The organism is Agrobacterium sp. 10T429, from assembly GCF_056393925.1.
On sequence record NZ_JBFTGV010000001.1, the window covers coordinates 308465 to 332234 of the forward strand.

Below are 23770 nucleotides of genomic sequence, written 5' to 3' on the forward strand. Positions count from 1 at the left end.
GTCTTTTAGAGCGAGACCGTTCGTACGATCTCGGCGCGTAGGCTATCCAGCCCGAAGGATTTTTCCGAAGAGGTAGCGAGAACTTCCGGATAGGCGGCGGGACGCTTGCGGATTTTCTCCAGCGTTTCACTGATCAGCCGGGGAACGCCAACGTCCTTGATCTTGTCCGTCTTCGTCAGCACGACCTGATAGGACACGGCCGCCTTGTCGAGCAGGCCAAGAACCTCCTCGTCGTTCTTTTTTATTCCGTGGCGGGAATCGATCAGCACGTAGACGCGCTTCAGCGTCGCACGTCCACGCAGGTAATCGAAGACGAGCTTCGTCCAGGCATCGACATGGTCCTTCGGCGCCTGCGCATAGCCGTAACCCGGCATATCGACCAGCGCCATCGGCGGCAGGTCGCCCGGCTCACCGGAATAACCCTCAGGAACGAAGTAGTTCAGTTCCTGCGTGCGTCCGGGTGTGTTGGAGGTGCGGGCAAGGCCTTTGTGGCCCACCAGCGCATTGATGAGCGAAGACTTGCCGACATTCGAACGTCCGGCGAAGGCAATCTCCGGCGGGCCTTCGGGCGGCAGGAATTTCATCGCGGGAACGCCGCGAATGAATATCCAGGGTCGCCCAAAGAGGGGCTTTTCGGTTGCCGGGCCGGTTTCACTCATTTCGATTGCACCGGCTTTCGCTTGAATAGCCCTTTGAGATTATCGAACAGTTCGATCTTGGCACCGTGACGCTTCATGATGAGGGCCTGCTGCGAGATCGACAGCGTGTTGTTCCATGCCCAGTAGATAACCAGACCGGCGGGGAACGAAGCCAGCATGAAGGTGAAGATCAGCGGCATCCAGGTGAAGATCATCGCCTGTGTCGGATCGGGTGGGGTCGGGTTCATGCGCATCTGCAGGAACATCGTGATGCCCATGACGAGCGGCCAGACGCCGATCATCAGGAAGTGCGGCACGTCGTAGGGCAGAAGGCCGAACAGATTGAACAGCGAGGTCGGATCTGGCGCGGAAAGGTCGTGAATCCAGCCGAAGAACGGTGCATGCCGCATTTCGATGGTGACGTAGATGACCTTGTAGAGCGCGAAGAAGACCGGAATCTGCAGCAGCATCGGCCAGCAGCCGGCAACCGGATTGATCTTCTCTTCCTTGTAGAGCTGCATCATCGCCTGCTGCATGGCCATGCGGTCATCGCCATGCTTGGCCTTCAGCTCTTCCATCTTCGGCTGCATGCGCTTCATGTTCGCCATGGATGCATATTGCTTGCTGGCGAGCGGGAAGAAGAGAGCCTTGACGACGATGGTGGTCAGCAGGATGGCCACACCGAAGTTGCCAAAATAACGGAAGAAGAAATCCATCATTTTGAACATCGGCTTGGTGATGAAGTAGAACCAGCCCCAGTCGATCAACAGGTCGAACTTCGGAATGGAATATTCGGTTTCATAGCGGTCAACCAGCGGCACTTCCTTGGCACCGGCGAAGACAAGGCTCTTCAGTTCGATGGACTGGCCGGGTTCGACCGTCATCGTGTCGCTCTTGAAATCGGCCTGGTAGCTCGGCTGATTGCCCTTGATGTGCGAGTAACGCGTTTCGAACGGCGTCATCTGCGGCGGCACAATGGCAGCGGCCCAATATTTGTCGGTGATGCCGAGCCAGCCGCCGGTCGCCTTGGCAATCGTTACCGGGGTTTCTTCGACATCCTTGTATTTTTCTTCCGTCAGGCTGCCGTCTTTGCCCGAGACGCCGAGGAAGCCTTCATGGATGACGAAAACGGGCGGTATTGCCGGCTTGTTGTTGCGCGTCACGCGGCCGTAGGTGGCAAAGGAGACGGGCGCCTGCCCGGGGTTCTCGACCTTGTCGTTGACCGTGATCATGTAATGCTGGTCGATCGAAACGGTACGGGAGAAAACGACGCCATTCTGGTTGGTATACTTCAGGGTAACCGGTGTGGTCTCCGTCAGCTTGTCGCCGCTTGCGAGTGTCCACACGGTCGCAGGACCGGGAACGCTGCCGGCATCGGCGCCGCCAACGTAACCGAGTTCGGTGAAATAGCCGTCCTTGGTGTCGGAAGGCGAAAACAGCGTGATGATCGGGCTCGAGTCATCGACGGTCTCATGGTAGCCCTTGAGCCGGATGTCATCGAAGCGGGCGCCGGTCAGATTGATCGAGCCGGCGATGGCGTTGGTGTCGATGGCCACACGCTGGCTTTTTGCAATCGCTTCTTCACGCGTCGCCGTGGCGGCGGCCTGCGTGGAGGAGGCAGGCGGTGCGCCGTCGACGGTCACGCCGGGTGCGGCACCCGGTGCCGGCTGTTGCTGCGTTGTCTGCTGCTGCGCCTGGCGGGCCTCTTCGGCGCGGCGCTGCTGCTCGATGCGCGGATTCATGTAAAGGAATTGCCAGGCGAGGACGATGACAACCGAAAGGGCTATCGCGATGAAGTAATTGCGGTTCTTTTCCATCATTCTTTCCTGGAGCGGGTGTCCTGGGACCGTTTCGGTTTCGCCGTTCCTTCAATTCGCTCGGTAAGGAGAGACTGAAGTTTCGGGAAGGCCGTCTCGAGCACGTCCCTGCGGGCGACAATCACATAGTCATGGCCGGGCTTCATTGCGAATCCGGCAGAAAGCCTGACGGCTTCCTTGAGACGGCGGCGCATGCGATTTCGCTCGACCGCGTTGCCTTGTCTTTTCGTTACGGTGAAACCGACCCGAGGTTCGGTTTCCGGGGTTTTCCTGTCGAGGACCTCCAGAAGAAAGGTGCCTCCCCGACGCTTTTCCCCCGTCTGCACGGCAAGAAAATCCGACCGGTTTTTAAGCCGGCCGGGCAGTTTTTTTGTCTTGCTCATGTGCCCGCGACTTTCATCGGGCCACAGAGACGGCAATTAAGCCGACAGACTTGCGCGGCCGCGCGCGCGGCGGGCTGCGAGAACTTTGCGACCGCCGGCAGTAGCCATACGGGCACGGAAACCATGACGACGCTTGCGAACAAGCTTGGATGGCTGGAATGTACGCTTCGACATTTATTTAATACCGCGGTGTGCGGCCCTTCTTGAATTTGCACTATTTGCAAGAGCGTTTCGTTTTTTGCACGGCTAACCCCGCCTGGGCGAGCTTTTAATGGCCGAGCGTGCGCGGCTTATAAGGGCATAGGCCGAGCAAAGTCAATTGCCGAAGGGGTTTTCGCGCTTCACCTTTTGCGGAAGCGCCATGAAATCGGCTTCGCTCACGGGCGCTGCGCGCGCATTCCGATCGCACGATCGGTAAATTCTGAAATTCTTTCTTAAGGCGGCATTGATAAATGTTGTGATGGGAAAAGTTATGCCAGCTTCCCATTTTCCATCGTGCGGCTGGCTTTTGGGGGAACGAAATTGAGAATTCGCGGTCGTATCAATCTTCTTGTCGGGCTTATGAGCCTTGTGGCCTGCACCATCGGCGGCCTGTCCATATATGCGGTCAGCGAGTTTCAGGTGCGCACGGTCGGATACGAAAAGGCAGCGGAGCGCGCCTATAAGGGTGAAGCGCTGAACCGGCTTGTGACTGCGGTCGTCATGGAGGCGCGCGGGGTCTACGCTGCGCCCGATATCGAAAAGGCGGCACCTTTTGCTGATGGCATCGTCAAGAACCTCGACGCCATGGAGAAGTTGATCGCAACCTGGACCCCTCTCGTTCCGGCAGAACAGAAGGCGGCCTTCGACAATCTCTCCAGTCGCTTCAAGGAATTCAAGGCCTTCCGTCTGGAAACGGCACGGCTTGCCCGCGAGGCCGGCCCGCAGGCCGCCAACCAGCAGGGTAACAACGACGCGAACCGGGCCAACCGCAAAGCCTATCAGGCGGAAATCGATGCTGTCGTGAAGAATGACATCGCCGGGCTTGAAGCCGTCAAGGCGGGCATCGACGGGTTTGTAACGACGACCTTCTGGCTGGTCATCATCGTCACCGGCAGCGGCATATTGGCCGGCGCGGCGTTCGGCCTCTACATCGGAGCGCGGCAGCTGAGCGCGCCCATCCGCAAGGTTTCGGAAGTGATGAATGCCGTTGCGGACGGAAATCTGGATGCGGACGTTCCCTATCTCGGCCGGACCGACGAAATCGGCGAAATGGCAGCGGCAGTCGAAGTCTTCAAGAAGAACGGTCGTGAAGTGCGCCGCATGAATGCGCAGGAAACCGCCATGCGTGCCAAGAGCGATGATCTGCAGGCCGGCATGGCCGTTGTCGTCGACGCTGCGGCCCAGGGCGATTTCAGCCGCCGCATCAACAAGGATTACGGCGACGAAAACCTCAATCGTTTCGCTGCGACGATCAATGCCCTGCTCACCGGCGTGGACAATGGTGTTTCCGAGACCAGCCGCGTCATCGAAGGTCTGGCGCGGGGCGATCTGACGGAAAAGATGGATGGCGAGTTCCGCGGCGTGTTCGCCGAGCTCCAGACCAATGTCAACGAGACGCTGGCCAAGCTGCGGGAGACGATGCGGGAAGTGCGCAGCAGCACGGAAGGCATCAGCGGCAATGCGAACGAATTGCGTTCGGCGGCCGACGACCTTTCGAAGCGGACGGAACAGCAGGCTGCGGCACTGGAGGAAACCTCCGCCGCCCTTGATGAAATCACCGCCGTCGTTCGCAATTCAACGGATCGGGCGCAGGAAGCCAGCACAATGGTGGCCGAGACCAAGCAGAAGACGGCAGAATCCGCCAATGTCGTGCGCGATGCCGTCTCCGCCATGGATCGGATCGAGCATGCCTCGCGGGAAATCAGCCAGATCATCAATGTCATTGACGAGATCGCCTTTCAGACCAACCTCCTGGCGCTGAACGCCGGCGTTGAGGCCGCGCGTGCGGGTGAGGCGGGCAAGGGCTTCGCTGTCGTCGCACAGGAAGTGCGTGAACTGGCGCAACGCTCCGCGACGGCTGCGAAGGACATCAAGGCGCTGATCACCAAGTCCGGCGAAGAGGTCGGTCGCGGTGTGTCGCTGGTGCAGAGAACCGGCAGCGCGCTGGGCGAGATCGAGACCCGCGTTCTGGCTATCAACGAACATATCCATTCGATCGCCACGGCGGCGCGGGAACAGTCGACCGGCCTGCATGAGGTGAATACCGCCATCAACCAGATGGATCAGGTGACGCAGCGCAATGCCGCAATGGTCGAGGAAACCTCGGCCGCAACCCACAAGCTGAGCGGTGAAGCGGGCCATCTCGTCACGCTGGTGTCGCGCTTCAAGGTCGGCGTAGAGGATGGTCAGATACGCTCTCGCGCAGAACAGCCGATGCGGCCCGTGGCGGTGTCCGGAAGGGCAGCGGCCGTGGCCTCTCCGGCACGTAAATTGATGAGCAGCGTCAGCCGCGCTCTCAACGCCCAACCAGCCGCTGCTGTAGCGAACGGGGACTGGCAGGAGTTCTAAGCCATTCCGACTGCGGTTTCGCTTGAGACCGGTTCTAAGTCAAACGCCGCCCTCCCGGGCGGCGTTTTGTTTTTCAGGCGATGGAAACGTTTGTTTTGCAACGCATTTGAAAAATATCTGTTAGGTCCTATTATCGTGCTTGCATATAAACCGAGCCGTTCCACCGAAGCGGCGGCGCGCATACAGGATCAGGGCCCGGTGTTTTCTAAAGGCGTAGACAGCTTGGACGGCACGGAAGACAATCCGGTGCACTGCATGCCGGGATTGACCGGGGGGCTTTCCGGGCGCCTGCTGTTGCTCACCGTTATTTTCGTGATGATTGCCGAAGTGCTGATCTTCGTACCTTCGGTCGCCAATATGCGCCTTTCATGGCTGCGGGACCGTCTGAACACGGCGGCAGCAGCCGGCGCGGTGATCGATGGCTTGCAGGCCGAATTGCCGCGGAGCGTGCAGAACGACACGCTGATGGCCACCGGGGCGAAGCTGATTGCGCTGCGCAAGGATGGCACATCGCGCCTGCTTGCCGTGGCAGAAACGCCACCTGGGGTCGATGAGCAATATGATCTTTCCGATGTCTCGCAACTGGCAGCGGTGCGGGATGCCTTCTCCACATTGCTGTTTGGCGGCAATCGCGTCATCCGCGTTTTCGATGTGGTCGGAGACAGCGACACCATCATTGAACTCGTGCTGGGTGAAAACAAACTACGGGCGGCGATGCTGGCTTATGCCCGCAATGTTTTCCTTATCTCCATCGTCCTGTCGCTTGTAACCGCCGGTCTCATCTTCGTTTCCATCAACCGCATCATGATCCGGCCCATACGTCGCCTGACGCTCGGCATGCAGCGTTTTTCCGAGGAACCGGGCAATCCCGAGCGGATTTTCGTGCCGGAGGAGGGAAGCGACGAGTTGTCCGTCGCGGGCCGTCACCTGGCCGACATGCAGACGGAGTTGCAGAAAACCCTGCGGCAACAGAAAAACCTCGTGGATCTCGGTCTGGCGGTTTCGAAGATCAACCACGACATGCGCAATATCCTGTCATCCGCACAGCTTATGTCGGACCGGCTGGTGGACGCCAAGGATCCGATGGTCAGGAGCTTTGCGCCGAAACTGCTGCGCACGATCGACCGCGCCGTATCCTATACAACCGAGGTTCTGGCCTACGGGCAGGCGACGGAGGGCGCGCCGAAACGCAAGACGGTGCAGTTAAGTCTTCTGGTGCGGGATGTGCGTGACATTCTGGCGCTCGATCCGGAAAGCGGCATCGAGTTTCACGATAGCGTGCCGCCCGATCTCACCGTCGATGCGGATGCCGAGCAGCTTTTCCGGGTGATCCACAATCTCTGTCGCAACGCCGTTCAGGCACTGCAATCCGACACGGCGAACGCGTCGCCTCGGCATCTGTCGATTGCAGCCCAGAGGGCCGGCAACGTCGTCAGCATCGTGATAGACGACAACGGGCCGGGAATGCCGCGCAAGGCGAAAGAGAACCTGTTTTCCGCCTTCAGGGGATCGGCCCGCTCCGGCGGCACCGGTCTCGGCCTCGTGATTGCGCGGGAACTTGTGCTTGCCCATGGCGGCACGATAGCGCTTGTCGAAAAACCCGGTCCCGGCACGCAGTTTCGCATCGAGATCGCCGACCGCGCCGCCTCCGTACACGCCGCTCGGACCGCCTGATCACTTCGCCTGAAGAAGGTCCTGCACAATCGCCGCACCTCCCGGAATATGCGCCCCATATAGCCACTCAAAAATGCCCTTGATGGAATTTGTAGTATAATCAATAAGATAAATGAATTGCTGCGGAAAAATGACAATTTCGAAACGAAATCGCTTGCAATCGGAATGAGGACGTTTTAGAGGATCGCCACGCCACCGGAAATGACCGGAACGGCACGCACCCGTAGCTCAGCTGGATAGAGCACCAGACTACGAATCTGGGGGTCAGGAGTTCGAATCTCTTCGGGTGCGCCATTTCTCTTCCCACAAAAACACTATGATACGGCCTTTACTCAAGGCTTTTAGTCATGCCGATAGAATATCGGCACCGTTGGCATATACGTAAAACCCACGTGGCCGAACAGATTCCGAATTTCCCTTATATGTGCTAAAGTTCCGGGGTCATCAGCTGACCGCAGGGTGAAAGCCATGTTGGAAACGGACAAGGTTTTTTCCGGCTCTATCCCGGAAAACTACGACCGCTATATGGTGCCGTTGATTTTCGAGCCATTCGCCCGCGATCTGGCACGGCGGGCGGCGGCGTTGACGCCGATCAATGTTCTGGAAATCGCCGCAGGTACCGGGGTTGTCACGCGTGAACTGGCACCAGGATTACCGCCCGCCGCAAACTATGTCGTGACAGACCTCAACCAGCCGATGCTTGACTTTGCGGCGTCGCGCCAGGTGCCCGACAATCGCATCCGGTGGCGCCAAGCCGACGCTCAGGCGCTGCCGTTCGAAAATGCTGCTTTCGATCTCGTTATCTGCCAGTTCGGTGCGATGTTTTTTCCCGACCGCCCGTCTGCCTATCGCGAAGCGAAGAGGGTGCTGAAGCCCGGCGGCCATTATTTATTCAACGTATGGGACCGCATCGAGGAGAATCATCTCGCGAATGAGGTGACTAACGCCCTTGCAAGCCTGTTTCCCGACGATCCGCCGCGCTTCATGGTCCGCACCCCGCACGGATACCACGATACGACATTGATTCGTGGTGAGCTGGAAAGTGCCGGCTTCTCTCGGGTGGTGATCGAGACGATAGCGGCGCAAAGCCGTGCATCGTCACCGCGCATTCCTGCCATCGCCTATTGTCAGGGAACCGTTCTCCGGACCGAAATCGAAGCCAGAGCGCCGGGAAAACTTGAAGCCGCGACGGACTGCGCCGCATCCGCCATTGAAGCGCGCTATGGCAGCGACGAAGTCGTCACCAAAATTCAGGCTCATGTGATTCTTGCAGCCGTTTAGAAACCGGGCCCGCGAGGCTCGCGGAGCCGGTGAACAAGCGTCGAGCTCGGATAGTCGAACTGCCCCCTGATATTAGCGGTTTTTTGTGAAGGTCGGTATCGCAAGGCATGGCGATGAGCCGGGATTGCCGGGCTTTTCAGTGTCACGGAACTTTCTGCAAACCTTCGTCATATTGTCATACAATATAAGCATATGCGCTCCAGAAAAGGAGCGCAGAATGACGCCACAATCACTTGAACTTTCGGGTATCGGAAAAGGCTTTGGAGCTGACGATGTTCTGAAAGAGATCGATCTTTCCATCCGTCCCGGAGAATTTTTGTCCCTCGTCGGCATGTCCGGCTGCGGCAAGTCAACGCTGCTGCGCATCATCGCGGGGCTGGAAACGCCGGATCGCGGTTCGGTGACGATCGGCGGTCAGGATGTGACGGAGATCGATCCAAGTGACCGCAATCTGGCGATGGTGTTTCAATCCTACGCGCTTTATCCGCATATGAGCGTGCGCCAGAACATTGCGACGCCGCTTCGAATGCGACGTCTGCCGCTTGCTGCACGCTTGCCGCTGATCGGAAGATTTGCGGCGCCTGCCGAAACTTTGCGCCAGATCGATGCTGCCGTCGAACAGGCGGCCGAGACCCTGCAGATCGCGCATCTGTTGGACCGCAAGCCGGCCCAGCTTTCAGGCGGCCAGCGCCAGCGCGTGGCTCTGGCCCGGGCACTGGTGCGCTCGCCTGCCGCATTCCTCATGGACGAACCACTCTCCAACCTAGATGCAAAGCTTCGCGCCCACATGCGCGAGGAGCTTGCCGGGCTGCACCGGCGGTTGGGCGCGACGTTTATCTACGTCACCCATGACCAGATCGAAGCGATGACAATGTCGGACCGCATCGCGCTGATGTCGGAAGGTCGTATCGAGCAACTGGGCACGCCGGACGAGCTTTACCGGAAACCGGCGACACTGACGGTTGCGCGCTTCATTGGCACGCCGTCGATCAACCTGCTGCCGGTGGAAATCCATGCTGGAGGTAAGGTCACGGCTTTCGGCCGCGATCTTGGCGTCGAGGCTTCTGGTCGTGATGCCGGCCCGGCGACGCTTGGCCTTCGCGCCGAGGATCTGCGCCCGGGTGCGGAAGGCTTCGCGGTGCGGGTGACCCGCAGCGAAACCCATGGCGCGGACCGTTTCGTGAACTGCCGTCTTCTGAGCGATGAAACCGTCGCCATTACCCTGCGTCAGGCCGCGGGCGAGGTGTTGGGCGCCGATGAGAACGGTGTGATGAACCTCGGCTTTGCGCCGGAGCGCGTGCATCTTTTTGCCGCGGACGGCCTGCGTCGCAAGACGACGGTGCGTGAAATGGTGCCGGCATGACGGCGGTTGATTTTTCCTCGGCCACGGGCGCAAAGTCTCGCCCGCGCCTCTCGAAGGCGGACCGGCGGATGATATGGCGTGGCCTGATGTTCGCGGCACCGGCAAGTCTGCTGCTTTTGGCGATCTATATCGTTCCGATATTCGTTCTGGCCGGTTTTTCCGTCACAGATTACAAGCTCGGCGCAGTCTCCACCCGCTTTGTGGGTCTCGACAATTTCGTGAAGGCTTTCCACGACCCGGTCTTCCTGCGCGCGCTGGCGAATACCGCCATTTATGCGGTCATCGTCATTCCCTTCGGCGTGTTCCTGGCGCTCGGCGTGGCTTTGCTCGTTTATAATCGCAAGCGCAGCCGTGCATTCTGGGAAGTCGCTTATTTCCTGCCCGTCACCGCAACGCTCGTCGCCATGGCGACCGTGTGGCAATTTCTGCTGCATCCGTCGCTTGGCCCGGTGAATGCGGCGATCAAGTGGTTCGGCTTCGAGCCCGTCGCGTTCCTCTCCAACCCGGTCCTGCTCATTCCCACCATGGCGCTGATGGGTGTCTGGCAGGTTCTGGGCTTCAACATGGTGCTGTTCCTCGCCGGCCTCACCGCCATTTCGAAGGATCTGCACGAGGCATCGAGACTGGACGGCGCGAAAAACCCGATTGACCGGTTTCTGACGGTGACTTGGCCGATGCTGGGGCCGACGACGATGTTCGTGGTGGTCACCACCTCGATCTCGGCCTTCAAGGTGTTCGAGACGGTTGCCGTGCTGACCAAGGGCCGCTTCGGTTCCGAAACCCTGCTTTTCGATCTCTATCTTGAAGGGTTCGAATATTCCAACACCGGTTATGCCGCTGCGCTGACGGTGATCTTCCTCGCTATCGTGTTGATCCTCTCGATCGGCCAGACGCTGCATATGGACCGGAAGGTGCACTATTGATGGCCGCGCTCCGCAAATACTTCCCGCATCTCGTGCTGGCACTCGGCGCTTTCGTGATGCTCCTGCCGTTCTACTGGATGATGTTGACGTCGATCCGCTCGCCTGCGGAAATATTCGACGTCTCGCTCTGGCCGATCCCGGCGAAATTCGATGCCGTCGAAAACTATACCCGCGCAGCGAGCCAGGTGCCGATGGCACGTTTCATGCTGAACGGCGTCATCGTCTGCGTCGGTATCCTCGTCGTACAGGTCCTGACATCGGTGCCAGCGGCCTATGCGCTGGCGAAGCTCAGGTTTCCGGGTCGCAAGCTGCTGCTGGGTCTCATCATCGCGGCACTCTGCGTGCCAATTCAGGCACTTGCCCTGCCGCTTTTCGTCGGTCTGGCGAAGACGGAACTGCTGAACACCTATTTCGCGATGATGATGCCGTTCTTCCTGTCTGTCTTCGCCATCTTCCTGTTCAACCAGTCCTTCCGCAGCTACCCGGATGAAATCATCGAAGCGGCCCGCATGGATGGTTTTTCGGAAATGGAGATTTGTTGGGGACTGGTGCTGCGCGGCTCGCTGCCTTCGCTCGCGGCTTTCTCGATCTTCTCGCTCGTCGCCCACTGGAACGACCTTTATTGGCCGATGATCGTGGTCTCCGACACCAATCTCGCCCCGCCGCCGCTCGGCATGATGCTTTTTGCGGATGTCGAATCCGGCGCCAATTACGGTGCCCTGATGGCGGGCGCAACACTGATTACCGCGCCAATGGTGCTGTGCTTCCTCCTCGCACGGCGGCATTTCATCGCCGGTATTACCATGACCGGCGTCAAGTGACGTCGTTCGAACTCCTCCTCCCAACCCATTTTGGAGAATGACATGAAAATCAACCGACGCGCTCTGATGGGCGGTCTGGCACTCGGCGTGGCCTTTGCAGGCCTCGCAACGCCGGTTCTTGCCAACGAAATCACGCTGAACGTTCTCTACAACCTGCCGGGTTTCACGAAATTCCATCAGCCGCTGGCCGATGAATTCATGAAGAAGAACCCGGATGTGAAGATCAACTTCCTCGCTCCGGCCGCAGGCTACAATGAAGGCCAGCAGCAGGTCTTGCGCTCGGCCGTCACCGGCAATCTGCCCGATGTTTATTTCTCGGGTTACAACCTGACGGCGGAACTGGTGCACACGCTCGCACCGCGCAACCAGATCACCGATCTTAGCCCATTCATCCAGGCTGAAGGCGGTCAGGCCTTCCTCGACAAGAACTACAGCCCGAAGATGGCAGCTCTCGGCCAGATCGACGGCAAGCAGTACGGCCTGCCGGTCAACGCTTCCTCGCCGATCATCTACATCAACTCCGACCTCGTCACCAAGGCTGGCGGCGACCCGGACAAGATGCCGACGACCTTCCCGGAGCTGATCGCTCTCGCCAAGAAGATCAAGGCACTCGACCCGAAGTTTGCGGGCATGAGCTACGACATCAATGGCTGGCCGGATGACTGGTTGTGGCAGGCGCTTGTTTTCGAACAGGGCGGCAAGCTCGTTGACGAAAAGACCAAGACCGTTGCGTTCGACAACGAGATCGGCCTCAACGCCCTGAAGATGACCCGCCAGTTCGTCACCGAAGGTGGCCAGAACCTGCTCGACTGGGACCAGTCGCGCCAGCAGTTCGGTGCAGGCCTTACCGGCTTCATCTTTTCAACCCCGGCCCACGTTCAGACCATCACCGGCCTGGTTGGTGACCGCTTCAAACTGAAGACGGCAACCTTCCCGCTCGACAACAAGGAAAAGGGCGGCGTGCCGACCGGCGGCAACTCTGCCGTTATACTGACGCAGGAAAAAGCCAAGCAGGATGCTGCCTGGAAGTACCTGAAGTGGATCACCGGCCCCGAGGCGCAGAACACCATCGTGCGCATCACCGGCTACCTGCCGACCAACAAGCTGGCAACCGGCGCCGACTTCCTGGCTCCCTATTACGCCGAGAACCCGAATGTGAAGACAGCTTCGCTGCAGGCCGATCGTTCTCTGCCGTGGGCCGGTTATCCCGGTGGTGATTCCGTCCGCATCTGGCGCACCCAGCGCGATATCATCGGCACCGTCATGCGCGGTGAAGTGTCGCCGGAAGCTGGTCTCAAGCAGATCGTCGAGCAGACCAACGCCCTGCTGAAGTAAGCGATACCATCGAAAAGGCTGCGGGAACCACATTCCCGCAGCCATTTTTATGCAGAGAAACCGACAATGAAGATCATCCAGATTACAGACACCCATCTTTTGCCGCCAGGCATCGCGATAAACGGCGTGGATCCCGAGAAGCAGTTGCGCGCGGCGATATCAGATATTGTCGAGAAACACGCAGACGCCGACCTTCTGGTGATGACGGGCGATCTTTGCAATTACGGCGAGCCGGAGGCCTATGAACTCCTTCGCGACATTTTGGCGTCCGTGTCCTTGCCCGTGCGGCTGATGCTCGGCAATCACGACCGCCGTCCGGAATTCGTGGCGGCCTTTCCCGAACAGCCACGGGATGAAAACGGCTATATCCAGTCCTTCATCGATACCGAATTCGGCCGGCTGCTGTTTCTCGACAGCCACGAGGCCGATGTCATCGGCGGCATGTACGGTGCGGATCGCCTGACATGGCTGGACAAGGCGCTCGAAGGCGCTGGCGACCATCCCGTGACGGTTTTCGTTCACCACCCGCCAATGGATTGCGGTATCCGGCATTTCGAAAACATCGGCATGCATGACGACGGCGCGGTTATGCAGCGTCTAGGCAGACATCCGGCCGGCGTGCGCCATATTGTTTTTGGCCATATCCACGTTCCGATGGCGGGCACCAGCGCCGAAGGCATCGCCTATAGTTCCGGCCAGGCCTGCGCGCATCGCTTCATCACCGATATCGAGGTTGTCGATCCCCTGTGGACCGGCGGCAACCCCTGTTACCGGGTGATCAGTCTCGGTACATTCGGCCTGCGTGCCTATGATGTCGAGGTAGGGCAGGCCGTGCTGGGTCAGGCCTCCGCATGCGAAGGCCCCTGAATAGCTGAGGCAACCCTCCGGTATGTGACGAGGCGATCCATACGCCTCATCAGCGGTTGCGGTCGGCTGCGATGCTGCGATCGCCCCGCAGCCTGTCGCGCCGATGCGCCACTTGCGGTCTGTCGATCAGATTTGATGGATCAAAGCCATGGTCCCGTTCACACCCTTGATCTATGTCAGTTTCATCGTTGAAACTCCGCGCCATAGTCACTGGTGAGGTGGCCAGCCACGTGACGCGCCATCTGGAATGCAGATCATGGAGAAGTGCATGCTTGAAAAGCGTATCCGCAACGCGTCCCTCTTGAACAGGATCGTCAGCGCCGAAGAGGCTGCCGGCCTCATTCAGGATGGCATGACGGTGGGCATGAGCGGCTTTACGCGGGCCGGCGAAGCAAAGGCGGTACCGCTGGCGCTGGCCGAGCGTGCGAAGACGCACCCGATGAAGATTACCCTGATGACCGGTGCATCGCTTGGCAATGATCTCGACAAGACCATGGTGGAGGCGGGCATGCTGGCGCGCCGTATGCCGTTTCAGTCCGACCCCGCTTTGCGCAAGGCGATCAATGACGGCAAGGTGATGTTCATCGACCAGCACCTTTCTGAAACGGTCGAGCAATTGCGCGGCGGCCAGATCCACGGTGTGGATGTGGCCATCATCGAGGCGGTGGCGATTACGGCGGACGGCGGTATCGTGCCCACCACATCCGTCGGTAACTCGGCGAGCTTTGCCATTCTGGCCGAAAAGGTCATCGTTGAGATCAACCTGTCGCAACCCGACGTTCTCGAGGGGTTGCATGATATTTTCATCCCCGCAAAACGCCCGACCCGCATGCCCATTCCTGTGGTAGCAACGGACAGCCGCGTCGGTCTGCCGTTCATTCCGGTGCCGCCGGAAAAAATCGCCGCAATCGTCCTGAGCGACAAGAGCGACAGTTTTTCGACGGTGCTGCCGCCTGATGACGAGACCAAGGCGATTGCCGGCCATCTCTCCGAATTCCTGCTGAATGAGGTCCGTCATGGCCGCATGACCCACGAACTCCAGCCGTTGCAGGCCGGTATCGGCACCATCGCCAATGCCGTCATGCACGGTTTCATCGATACGCCGTTTCACGATCTCAAAATGTATTCGGAAGTTCTGCAGGATTCGACCTTCGAGCTTTTCGACGCGGGCAAGCTGACTTTCGCTTCCGGTTCATCGATCACGCTCTCCTCTGCCATGAACGAACGGGTCATGCCGCGACTGGCCGATTACAAGAGCAGGCTGATCCTGCGTCCGCAGGAGGTCAGCAATCACCCGGAGGTCATCCGCCGCCTCGGCATCATCGGCATCAACACCGCGCTGGAGTTCGATATTTACGGGAACGTCAATTCCACTCATGTCGGTGGCACTCACATGATGAACGGCATTGGCGGCTCGGGGGATTTTGCCCGCAACGCCTACATGTCCATCTTCGTCACCAAGTCGATTGCCAAGGGCGGCGCCATCTCCAGCGTCGTGCCGATGGTCAGCCATGTCGACCATACCGAACATGATGTGGATATTCTGGTCACGGAAATCGGGTTGGCCGATCTGCGCGGCCTTGCTCCGCGTGAGCGCGCTGCTGTCATTATCGCAAATTGCGTGCATCCCCACTATCGCGATGCCCTGACGGACTATTTCCAGCGAGCGGTGGCACGCGGCGGACATACGCCGCACCTCATTGAAGAGGCGCTGTCCTGGCACAATGCCCTTCGCGAAAGGGGCACGATGCTGCCGCAGCGATAGAACTCGCCTGCACGTCACAATCACGTCTCCCGGCTCCGCAAGGCGGGAAAATTGGGTCTGTTTGGACACACCGGCGCGGAAATCTCCGCGCTTGCGCGATGGTTGCTGGCGCGGCAGTTCCGCCTCCGGTAGAAATTCCTGTCCTCTGGCCGCTATCCGGCTGCCTTTGGGTTGCAGGAGAATGATGTGATGCCCATCCGCTTCGTAGCCATAATCGCGATTGTTGCCCTGCTCGCTGGCTGCGGGGGGCGTCCCATCGGGGTCATGACGCCAACAGGGCAGACCGTGGCGGGAACCACGCCCGTCAATCTCCTGGTTGCCACCACGCGAGCGCCCTCGGACAATGCCGCCGTGCTTTTCGGCGGCGAACGCGGAACCGGCTTGAAGGTCGATGCCGTCACCATCTCCATTCCGCCTAAGGCCAACCGCAAGGTCGGGCAGGTGCAGTGGCCGAAGAAGCTGCCGCCTAACCCTCTGAAGGATTTCACCACGGTGGCGGTTGAGCCTGTTCGTTCCGAAGCGGAGACGAAAAGCTGGATCAGCAAACATATCCATAAGGACCGCCGCGTTCTGGTCTTCGTGCACGGTTTCAACAATCGTTACGAGGAATCGGTCTATCGCTTTGCGCAGATCGTCTATGATTCCGGCTCGGATGTCGTGCCTGTGGTTTTCACATGGCCGTCACGGGCGAGTATTTTCGACTATAATTACGACAAGGAAAGCACCAATTACTCGCGCGATGCGCTAGAGGAAATGCTGACCCGTCTGGCAAAGGACAAGTCGATCGGCGAGGTCACGGTCATGGCGCATTCCATGGGCACATGGCTTGCCGTGGAGGCGCTGCGCCAGATGGCCATCCGCAACGGCCGCGTCGATCCGAAGATCAGCAATGTCATTCTGGCAGCACCAGATCTCGATGTGGACGTGTTCAGCCGGCAGTTCGCCAGCTTCGGCAAGGCGCCGCCGAAATTCACCCTGTTCGTCTCGCAGGATGACCGTGCGCTCAGCCTGTCGCGCCGCATTTCCGGCAATGTCGACCGTCTGGGCCAGATCGACCCTTCCGTCGAACCCTATCGCAGCCAGCTGGAAAAGGCCGGTATCACTGTTCTTGATCTGACCAAGCTGCAATCCGGTGACCGGTTGAACCACGGCAAATTTGCAGAAAGCCCTGAAGTCGTGCGCTTGATCGGCGACCGCCTCATTGCCGGCCAGACTGTGACGGATTCCGATGTCGGTCTGGGGGAGGCGCTGGGCGCGGTCAGCATCGGTGCCGCGCAAACGGTTGGAACGGCGGCAAGCGTCGTGGTCAGCGCGCCCATTGCGGTGTTCGATCCGCGCACGCGTGAAAATTACGGCAGGCAGGTGGAGAGGCTCGGCCGCTCTGTTGAAAACACCGTCGGATCGGTTGGTGATACGGCCGGCTCCGTGGTGGACGATCAGGCGGTTCAGTCTTCGAGAGTGAATTGCGACGCCGCCGCCAATCGTAACCGGGCGGAGTGCCGCAATCGCTAGATCACGATGAGAAGTGTATGGCGAAAACCATAAGCGATTTTCGCCATCCAGCTCGCGCAGATTTGTATACAGCTTGTATTTTTACCTATATGGTCGGGTCAACAGCTCAACTTCCGGAGTAAGATCCCATGCGTTGGAAACGCACCCTGCAGCTTCTCGATGTTCATTGCGAAGGCGAAATCGGCCGTGTCGTCACCGGCGGCGCGCCGAAAATTCCCGGCAACACCGTGGCCGAGCAGCTTAACTGGATGAATACCGATCCAAAAGGGGAAGCCCTGCGCCGCTTTCTGACGCTGGAGCCGCGTGGCACGCCCATGGGGTCAGTCAATCTTCTGCTGCCGCCGAAGCACCCGGATGCCCATACGGCCTTCGTCATTCTCCAGCCGGATCAGGCGCATGCCAGCTCCGGCTCCAATTCCATCTGCGCGACGACAGCACTTCTGGAAAGCGGCATGGTGGAGATGCAGGAACCGGAAACGGTCGTCATTCTGGAAACGGCCGCCGGTCTGGTCAAGGCCACCGCCACCTGCCGCGACGGGCGCTGCGAAAAGGTCAAGCTGACCATGGTGCCGTCCTTCGTGCATGAGCTGGATGTGACCATCGACACGCCCGAATGGGGCAAGGTGACGATGGATATTTCCTATGGCGGCATCTTTTACGCGCTGGTCGATGTGCGCCAGATCGGCCTGACCATCGAAAAGGCCAATGCAGCGAAACTGGTTGCTGCGGGCATGATCCTCAAGGACCTCGTCAACAGTGAAATGACGGTCGTGCATCCCGAAATCCCCGCCATATCAGGCGTGGCCTATGTGATGTTCCGCGATGTGGATGCCGATGGTTCCATCCGCACCTGCACCACCATGTGGCCTGGCCGGGCGGATCGCTCGCCCTGCGGTACCGGCAATTCCGCCAATCTCGCCACGCTTTATGCGCGCGGCAAGGTGAAGGTGGGAGACGAATACAAATCCCGTTCGATCATCGGTTCGGAATTCGATGTCGGCCTTTCCGCCGTCACCGAAGTGGCCGGTCGTCCGGCGGTCATTCCCACCATTGCCGGGCGCGGTTTCACCTTCGGGCTGCACCAGGTCGGCCTTGACCCCTTCGATCCCTTTGCGGACGGCTTTGCCATGACGGATGTGTGGGGTCCCGAAGCGGGCGGCATCTGAGGCTCGCTTCAAAAAAATGACATTTACAGCCGCCCGATGCCTCTCGGCGGCTGTTTTCCTGTGACGAAAGATGCTAAGCGGGCGCCAATTCCGTCATGCTCCGAGGTATCCCGATGAAGTCGCTCACCCTTCGCCGCCCTGATGACTGGCATCTGCATCTGCGCGATGGCGCCATGCTGGAAGGCGTGATCGGGGATACGAGCCGCCATTTCGCCCGCGCAATCATCATGCCGAACCTGGTGCCACCGGTGGTCACCTGCGCCGATGCCCGCGCCTATCGCGAACGCATCGTCAAGGCCATTCCGGCGGGCGACCGTTTCGAGCCGCTGATGACGCTTTATCTCACCGAGGACACGCAGGCCGACGACGTGGAAGAGGGCAAGAAAAGTGGCCTTATCACCGCCGTGAAGCTCTATCCGGCCGGCGCGACCACCAATTCCCACGGCGGCGTGCGCGACTTCAACAAGGCGATGCCGGTTCTGGAACGCATGGCGAAGATCGGCCTGCCGCTTTGCGTGCATGGCGAGGTGACGACGCCGGAGGTCGATATTTTCGACCGCGAGAAAGCCTTCATCGACACGGTTCTGGAGCCGCTGCGCCAGCGCCTGCCTGAGCTCAAGGTGACGATGGAGCACATTACCACCCGCGATGGCGTGGACTACATCAAGTCGTCCAAGGCCAATCTCGCCGGTTCCATCACCACTCACCATCTCATCATCAACCGCAACGCCATTCTGGTCGGCGGTATCAAGCCGCATTATTACTGCCTGCCCGTCGCAAAGCGCGAGGAGCACCGGTTGGCACTCCGTGCGGCCGCGATTTCGGGTGATGCCCGCTTCTTCCTCGGCACCGATTCCGCCCCGCATGTCGATCCGCTGAAGGAATGCGCCTGCGGCTGCGCCGGCATATATACCTCGATCAACACCATGAGCTGTCTTGCGCATGTCTTCGAGCAGGAAAACGCTCTCGACAAGCTGGAAGCCTTCGCTTCCCTCAACGGCCCAGCCTGGTACGGGTTGGCGCCAAATGAGGAGACGATCACGCTGGTGAAGCGCGATGAGCCGGTGTCGTTTCCCGCCAAGATCGAGACGGGCGCCGGGCCGGTGACCGTATTCGATCCGATGTTCCCGCTTCATTGGGACGTGAGCTGATTTTTTTTTAATGACCGCCGGCACTGCCGGCGGTTTTGTTATGAAGGCCGAAAAAGGAGAACGCCTATGAACCATTTCACATTCACTGACCGCACTGTCGTTGCAGAACTGGTTGCGAAGATGTTGTGGGAAATCAAGGCGGTCCACTTCAATTCGGAAAGCCCGTACACCTTCGCGTCGGGCATGAAGAGCCCTGTTTATATCGACATGCGCAAGCTCATTTCCTTCCCGCGTATTCGCTCGGCGGCGATGGATTTTGCGGCAGCGGCGGTGATGCGCGAGGCCGGTTTCGAGAAATTCGACTGTGTCGCGGGCGGTGAAACGGCGGGCATTCCATTCGCGGCTTTCCTTGCTGAGCGTCTTGGCCTGCCGATGATCTATTGCCGCAAGAAGCCAAAGGGCCATGGCCGCAACGCCCAGATCGAAGGCCATATGCCGGAAGGCGCCCGCGTGCTCGTCATTGAGGACCTGACGACGGCTGGCGGCTCGATGTTCACCTTCATCGACGCCATCCGTGCGGCAGGCGGCATTGTCGATCACGGTATTGCGCTCTTCTATTACGGCATTTTCGAACAGGCCGAAGCGCGCTTTGCCAATGGCAATGTCAAGCTGCATTATCTCACGACCTGGCGCGATGTTCTGGCTGTTGCCCGGGCTGAAAAGCTGTTCGACGAAAAGACCCTGTCGGAGGTCGAGGCCTTCCTCGATAACCCGCTGCCGTGGTCTGCAAAGCGCGGCGGCGTCAGCGAATTGCCGCAATCTTAATTTCGGATGCGGCCAGCCAGCTTGTGGCTGGCCTTCCGATCGATCTTCGTCTAAATCGATTTAAGTCCATTTGATTTGCTGTTTGAGGAGGACCGTAATGATCCTGTGTTGTGGTGAAGCCCTGATCGACATGCTGCCCCGGCAGACGACGCTGGGTGAGGCGGGTTTTGCCCCCTATGCAGGCGGAGCAGTCTTCAACACGGCCATTGCGCTCGGGCGTCTCGGCGTCCCGTCCGCGTTCTTCACGGGTCTTTCCGATGACATGATGGGCGATATCCTGCGGACAACCCTGCGGGCGAGCAACGTGGATTTCAGCTATTGCGCAACACTTTCGCGGCCGACCACCATCGCCTTTGTCAAGCTCGTCGATGGCCATGCCACCTACGCCTTTTATGACGAAAACACCGCCGGCCGGATGATCACCGAGGCAGAGCTTCCGGCCTTGGGCGCCGATTGCGAGGCGCTGCATTTCGGCGCGATCAGCCTCATTCCGGAACCCTGCGGCAGCACCTATGAGGCGCTGATGGTGCGCGAGCATCAAAGCCGAGTCATCTCCCTCGATCCGAATATCCGCCCCGGTTTCATCAAGGACAAGCAGTCGCATATGGCCCGCATCCGCCGTATGGCTGCCATGTCGGATATCGTTAAATTCTCCGACGAAGACCTCGAATGGTTCGGTCTGGAAGGTGATGAGGACACGCTCGCTCGCCACTGGCTGCATCACGGCGCGAAACTGGTCGTCGTCACCCGTGGCGCCAAGGGTGCGGTCGGTTACACCGCCAATTTCAAGGTGGAAGTGGCTTCCGAGCGGGTGGAGGTCGTCGATACCGTCGGCGCGGGCGACACCTTCGACGCCGGCATTCTCGCCTCGCTTAAAATGCAGGGGCTTCTGACGAAGGCGCAGGTCGCTTCGCTGACGGAAGAGCAGATCAGAAAGGCTTTGGCGCTCGGCGCAAAGGCTGCTGCGGTGACCGTCTCGCGAGCTGGCGCAAATCCGCCCTTCGCGCATGAAATCGGATTGTAAAGGATATGGTTGAACCGTTTTGAAAAGGCGGTTCACCACTCCTGCCTGGGCCAGGGTCGTAAAAAACCGATATTTGGATATCAAGAAGCTTGTGTCGGCCGGTCTTTCACGAAACAAGCATCGCATGAGCGTTCCAACAACCCATCCTTTCGATTTCGACCCGACCTATGGCATGCGGCGCGAGCAGTTGCAGGCCATTATCCCGCCTGAGGCGCCGCCGGGCTTTGATGATTTCTGGAAGAAGCGTTATCGCCGCGCGCTGGCCACGGATCCGCGACCGGTGCTGCGCAAGAGCAAACTCAGCCATCCCCGCTGGCATGTTCTCGATATCTCATACACATCCACCGGCGGCTTCCGCATCGGTGGATGGATGCTTCTGCCGCGCAAAGGACAGGTGCGGCGCGGACTTGTTGTCGGCCATGGTTATGGCGGGCGGGGAGAGCCCGATTTCGATGTGCCGGTAGAAGAAACGGCCGTGCTGTTTCCCTGTTTTCGCGGGCTTTCGCTAAGCGCCTGTCCGCCGATTTCGTCCGACCCGGCCCGTCATGTCCTCTACAACATCGAAAGAAAAGACGACTACATCATCGGTGGCTGTGTCGATGATCTGTGGATCGCCGTCTCCACGCTCGTCACGCTCTATCCATGGCTGGAAGGGCAGGTGGGTTACAGCGGCATCAGCTTCGGGGGCGGGATTGGGGCTTTGGCGATACCATATGATGCGCGCATCGACCGGGGCCATCTGGTCGTACCGACATTCGGACACCGGCCGTTCTGGCTGACGCTGCCGACCGTCGGCAGCGCGGATGCGGTCCAGACCTATCAGAAGACCCATGCCAATGTGCTGGAAATGCTGCGTCTGTTCGATGCCGCTTCTGCGGCTTCCCGCATAAAAGTGCCGATGCTGGTCGCGCCCGCCCTGTTCGATCCGGCGGTGGCGCCGCCGTGCCAGTTTGCGGTTGCCAATGCCCTGCCGTTCTCAAAATTTAATGAAATCTTCATCCTAGACGCGGGACATTTCGAATACGCTGACAGTGCATCCCAAGATGCGGTCCACAGGGACAAGGTCAGACAGTTTTTCAAGGTGCCATGAAACGCGAATATCTCCGCTGGTATAGTCAAAGGCTTCATCGTGATATGGAGCTGTTGATATTCGGTCATTCTGGCGCCAAGGTGCTGATGTTTCCCACACGCGACGGGCGCTTCTTCGAATATGAGGAACTTGGCCTTGTCGACAGTATGGCCGATAAAGTGGAGGCCGGTCATCTTCAGCTCTATTGTATCGAGGGGCTGGCCAAAGAGACCTTTTATGCGGCCCATAATCACCCGTCCGAGCGCATTCGCCGCCATGCCGCCTTCGAAGATTATATTCTCAATGAAGTGCTGCCGCTGATGGCTAAGAAAAACCCGCATGGTGATACCATCGTGCAGGGCTGCAGTCTCGGCGCGTTTCAGGCCGCCAGCCTCGTCTTTCGTCACCCACATCTTTTCCGCAAGCTCGTCGCCTTTTCCGGCCGCTACGATCTGACGATGAAGGTGGAATCCTTCGGCGATCTGTTCGACGGTTACTACGATGACGATGTCTATTTCCACATGCCGAGCCACTTTCTGCCGGACCTCGCCTGCGGCTGGCGGCTTGAAAACCTCCGCCGCATCGACATGGTTTTCACCATCGGCGATGCCGATCCGTTTTTGGACAACAACCATCACCTGAGCCGGATTCTTAACGACAAGCAGATAGGGCATCAGTTGCATGTCTGGGAGGGACGTGCCCATCGGGCAGGCCCCTGGCGCAAGATGGCGGCGCTGTATATCTGAGGCGACCGGCGCCGCCTCAGGCGAGGAGAAATTCCATCAGGGCATTCTGCGCGTGCAGAAGAAATGCCTTTGCGGGCCGGCTTTGACAGGCCGGATGGGTCATTGCGTCTGCCGTCACTTCCTGACCACGGGCGACCGGTGGGCAGGGTAAAAAGATCACCTCGGGCTGCATCCTGTCGAGAAGGGATGCGGATATGCGGTAGTCGATCAGGATATGATCCGAACCGGTGGGCCAGGAATCGGTAATGACCACATCCGCGTCCAGCAACTCCGCCATATCAGAGCTGGCCCGGAAATTCGGGTTGATGAGCGCAGCATCGGTGACGTGCCATTGTTCGGGGTAAACTTGTGTGACCTGAATTGGCAGGGAAATCGAGGCCTCGACCCACGAGCGCAAAATATTGGCATCCGGCGCGACGCCGACGATCTTGAGACCGTCGACCCGGCTTCTCAAGCTTTTGATGTGGGCAAGATCGCCAAGCGTCTCGCAGGGATGATTGGACTTGGTCCGCGCGTTGATGACGGATGCGCGCATTTCGCCCGCAAGCACCCGGAGGGTCGAGAGTTCTTTCGTGCGGATAATGACTAGATCGAACCAGTTGTCGAGATAGCCCGCCAGGTCGGCGATTTCTTCGCGGCCATTAAAGCTGATCGGGACGGTGACACAAATACCGCCCATGGCCTGAATGCCGAGATCGAAGGCAGCGGTGTTGCGCCAACCGGTGTCGTCGACGATCAGCCCGATGCGTTTTCCCTTGAGCAGCTGTGGCATCGTGCCCTTTGACCAGTCCTGCGCCAGACTGCCTGCACGGTCTATGATCGACAGCACCGCATCTTCAGGCAGGTCATGAAACGCCAGAAAATCCTTGCCTTGCCGCAGTGCCATATGTGCCTCCAATCGGCGTTCCATCGATGCTGAA

The 23770-nt window shown here is 59.3% G+C and carries 21 protein-coding genes and 1 tRNA gene; 17 read left to right on the top strand and 5 right to left on the bottom strand.

The features are described 5' to 3' along the window. Positions 1-5: 5 nt before the first annotated feature. Genes yihA through rpmH form a run of 4 tightly spaced genes read right to left on the bottom strand, consistent with a single transcriptional unit; the run spans position 6 to position 3012 of the window. Entirely contained in the window at positions 6-659 is a 654-nt protein-coding gene (gene yihA, locus AC1DCP_RS01530) for a ribosome biogenesis GTP-binding protein YihA/YsxC (protein ID WP_003514838.1), read from the bottom strand. Further along, the gene (gene yidC, locus AC1DCP_RS01535) at positions 656-2455 is read right to left on the bottom strand and encodes a membrane protein insertase YidC (RefSeq protein ID WP_003514840.1); all 1800 of its coding nucleotides are present in this window, start codon (positions 2453-2455) and stop codon (positions 656-658) included. The genes yihA and yidC overlap by 4 nt, the downstream gene beginning before the upstream one ends. Then, entirely contained in the window at positions 2455-2838 is a 384-nt protein-coding gene (rnpA, locus tag AC1DCP_RS01540; RefSeq protein ID WP_003514841.1) for a ribonuclease P protein component, read from the bottom strand. Before rnpA ends, yidC begins: the two co-directional genes overlap by 1 nt. Before the next feature lie 36 nt (positions 2839-2874). Beyond that, positions 2875-3012, bottom strand: coding sequence for a 50S ribosomal protein L34 (rpmH, locus tag AC1DCP_RS01545; RefSeq protein WP_013635393.1), 138 nt, complete (start codon positions 3010-3012; stop codon positions 2875-2877). Between the two features lie 348 nt (positions 3013-3360). On the opposite strand from rpmH, the gene AC1DCP_RS01550 reads away from it, so the two are divergent. The 17 genes from AC1DCP_RS01550 (at position 3361) to AC1DCP_RS01630 (ending at position 22850) form a co-directional block, all read left to right on the top strand. Further along, entirely contained in the window at positions 3361-5388 is a 2028-nt protein-coding gene (locus AC1DCP_RS01550; RefSeq protein ID WP_003514848.1) for a methyl-accepting chemotaxis protein, read from the top strand. Between the two features lie 255 nt (positions 5389-5643). Beyond that, positions 5644-7062, top strand: coding sequence for a sensor histidine kinase (locus tag AC1DCP_RS01555; protein WP_013635395.1), 1419 nt, complete (start codon positions 5644-5646; stop codon positions 7060-7062). A gap of 217 nt (positions 7063-7279) precedes the next feature. After that, positions 7280-7356: transfer RNA gene (locus AC1DCP_RS01560), tRNA-Arg, on the top strand. Between the two features lie 174 nt (positions 7357-7530). Continuing rightward, the gene (locus AC1DCP_RS01565; protein ID WP_013635396.1) at positions 7531-8343 is read left to right on the top strand and encodes a class I SAM-dependent methyltransferase; all 813 of its coding nucleotides are present in this window, start codon (positions 7531-7533) and stop codon (positions 8341-8343) included. A gap of 217 nt (positions 8344-8560) precedes the next feature. After that, positions 8561-9706 (top strand): ABC transporter ATP-binding protein, encoded by a 1146-nt coding sequence (locus tag AC1DCP_RS01570; protein ID WP_013635397.1) that lies wholly within the window; start codon positions 8561-8563, stop codon positions 9704-9706. Continuing rightward, entirely contained in the window at positions 9703-10629 is a 927-nt protein-coding gene (locus AC1DCP_RS01575; protein ID WP_367079097.1) for a carbohydrate ABC transporter permease, read from the top strand. Before AC1DCP_RS01570 ends, AC1DCP_RS01575 begins: the two co-directional genes overlap by 4 nt. Further along, a complete protein-coding gene (locus tag AC1DCP_RS01580) occupies positions 10629-11450 on the top strand; it encodes a carbohydrate ABC transporter permease (RefSeq protein ID WP_003514860.1) in 822 nt (273 codons plus the stop codon). Before AC1DCP_RS01575 ends, AC1DCP_RS01580 begins: the two co-directional genes overlap by 1 nt. A gap of 42 nt (positions 11451-11492) precedes the next feature. Then, on the top strand, positions 11493-12785 hold the full coding sequence (locus tag AC1DCP_RS01585; protein WP_013635399.1) for an ABC transporter substrate-binding protein: 1293 nt from the start codon (positions 11493-11495) through the stop codon (positions 12783-12785). Between the two features lie 66 nt (positions 12786-12851). Continuing rightward, entirely contained in the window at positions 12852-13652 is an 801-nt protein-coding gene (locus AC1DCP_RS01590) for a phosphodiesterase (RefSeq protein ID WP_013635400.1), read from the top strand. 268 nt (positions 13653-13920) lie between these two features. Beyond that, positions 13921-15417 (top strand): acetyl-CoA hydrolase/transferase family protein, encoded by a 1497-nt coding sequence (locus AC1DCP_RS01595; protein ID WP_038489722.1) that lies wholly within the window; start codon positions 13921-13923, stop codon positions 15415-15417. 189 nt (positions 15418-15606) lie between these two features. Next, positions 15607-16929, top strand: coding sequence for an alpha/beta hydrolase (locus tag AC1DCP_RS01600; protein WP_013635402.1), 1323 nt, complete (start codon positions 15607-15609; stop codon positions 16927-16929). A gap of 128 nt (positions 16930-17057) precedes the next feature. Next, positions 17058-18095 carry a 4-hydroxyproline epimerase gene (locus AC1DCP_RS01605; RefSeq protein WP_038489725.1) on the top strand — a complete coding sequence of 346 codons (1038 nt, stop codon included), beginning with the start codon at positions 17058-17060 and terminating at the stop codon, positions 18093-18095. A 113-nt stretch (positions 18096-18208) separates the two neighbouring features. After that, positions 18209-19246 carry a dihydroorotase gene (gene pyrC, locus AC1DCP_RS01610; RefSeq protein ID WP_013635404.1) on the top strand — a complete coding sequence of 346 codons (1038 nt, stop codon included), beginning with the start codon at positions 18209-18211 and terminating at the stop codon, positions 19244-19246. Between the two features lie 66 nt (positions 19247-19312). After that, on the top strand, positions 19313-20011 hold the full coding sequence (locus tag AC1DCP_RS01615) for an orotate phosphoribosyltransferase (RefSeq protein WP_003514873.1): 699 nt from the start codon (positions 19313-19315) through the stop codon (positions 20009-20011). Positions 20012-20108: 97 nt separating this feature from the next. Further along, complete coding sequence (locus AC1DCP_RS01620) at positions 20109-21035, top strand: carbohydrate kinase family protein (protein ID WP_003514875.1); 927 nt, start codon at positions 20109-20111, stop codon at positions 21033-21035. Between the two features lie 124 nt (positions 21036-21159). Then, positions 21160-22125, top strand: coding sequence for an acetylxylan esterase (locus AC1DCP_RS01625; protein WP_065688465.1), 966 nt, complete (start codon positions 21160-21162; stop codon positions 22123-22125). After that, positions 22122-22850: an esterase family protein gene (locus AC1DCP_RS01630; RefSeq protein WP_013635406.1), complete on the top strand. Its 729-nt coding sequence runs from the start codon at positions 22122-22124 to the stop codon at positions 22848-22850. Before AC1DCP_RS01625 ends, AC1DCP_RS01630 begins: the two co-directional genes overlap by 4 nt. Before the next feature lie 16 nt (positions 22851-22866). Here AC1DCP_RS01630 and AC1DCP_RS01635 read toward each other — a convergent pair whose 3' ends face one another. Further along, positions 22867-23736 (bottom strand): ornithine carbamoyltransferase, encoded by an 870-nt coding sequence (locus AC1DCP_RS01635; RefSeq protein ID WP_013635407.1) that lies wholly within the window; start codon positions 23734-23736, stop codon positions 22867-22869. Positions 23737-23770 lie beyond the last annotated feature (34 nt).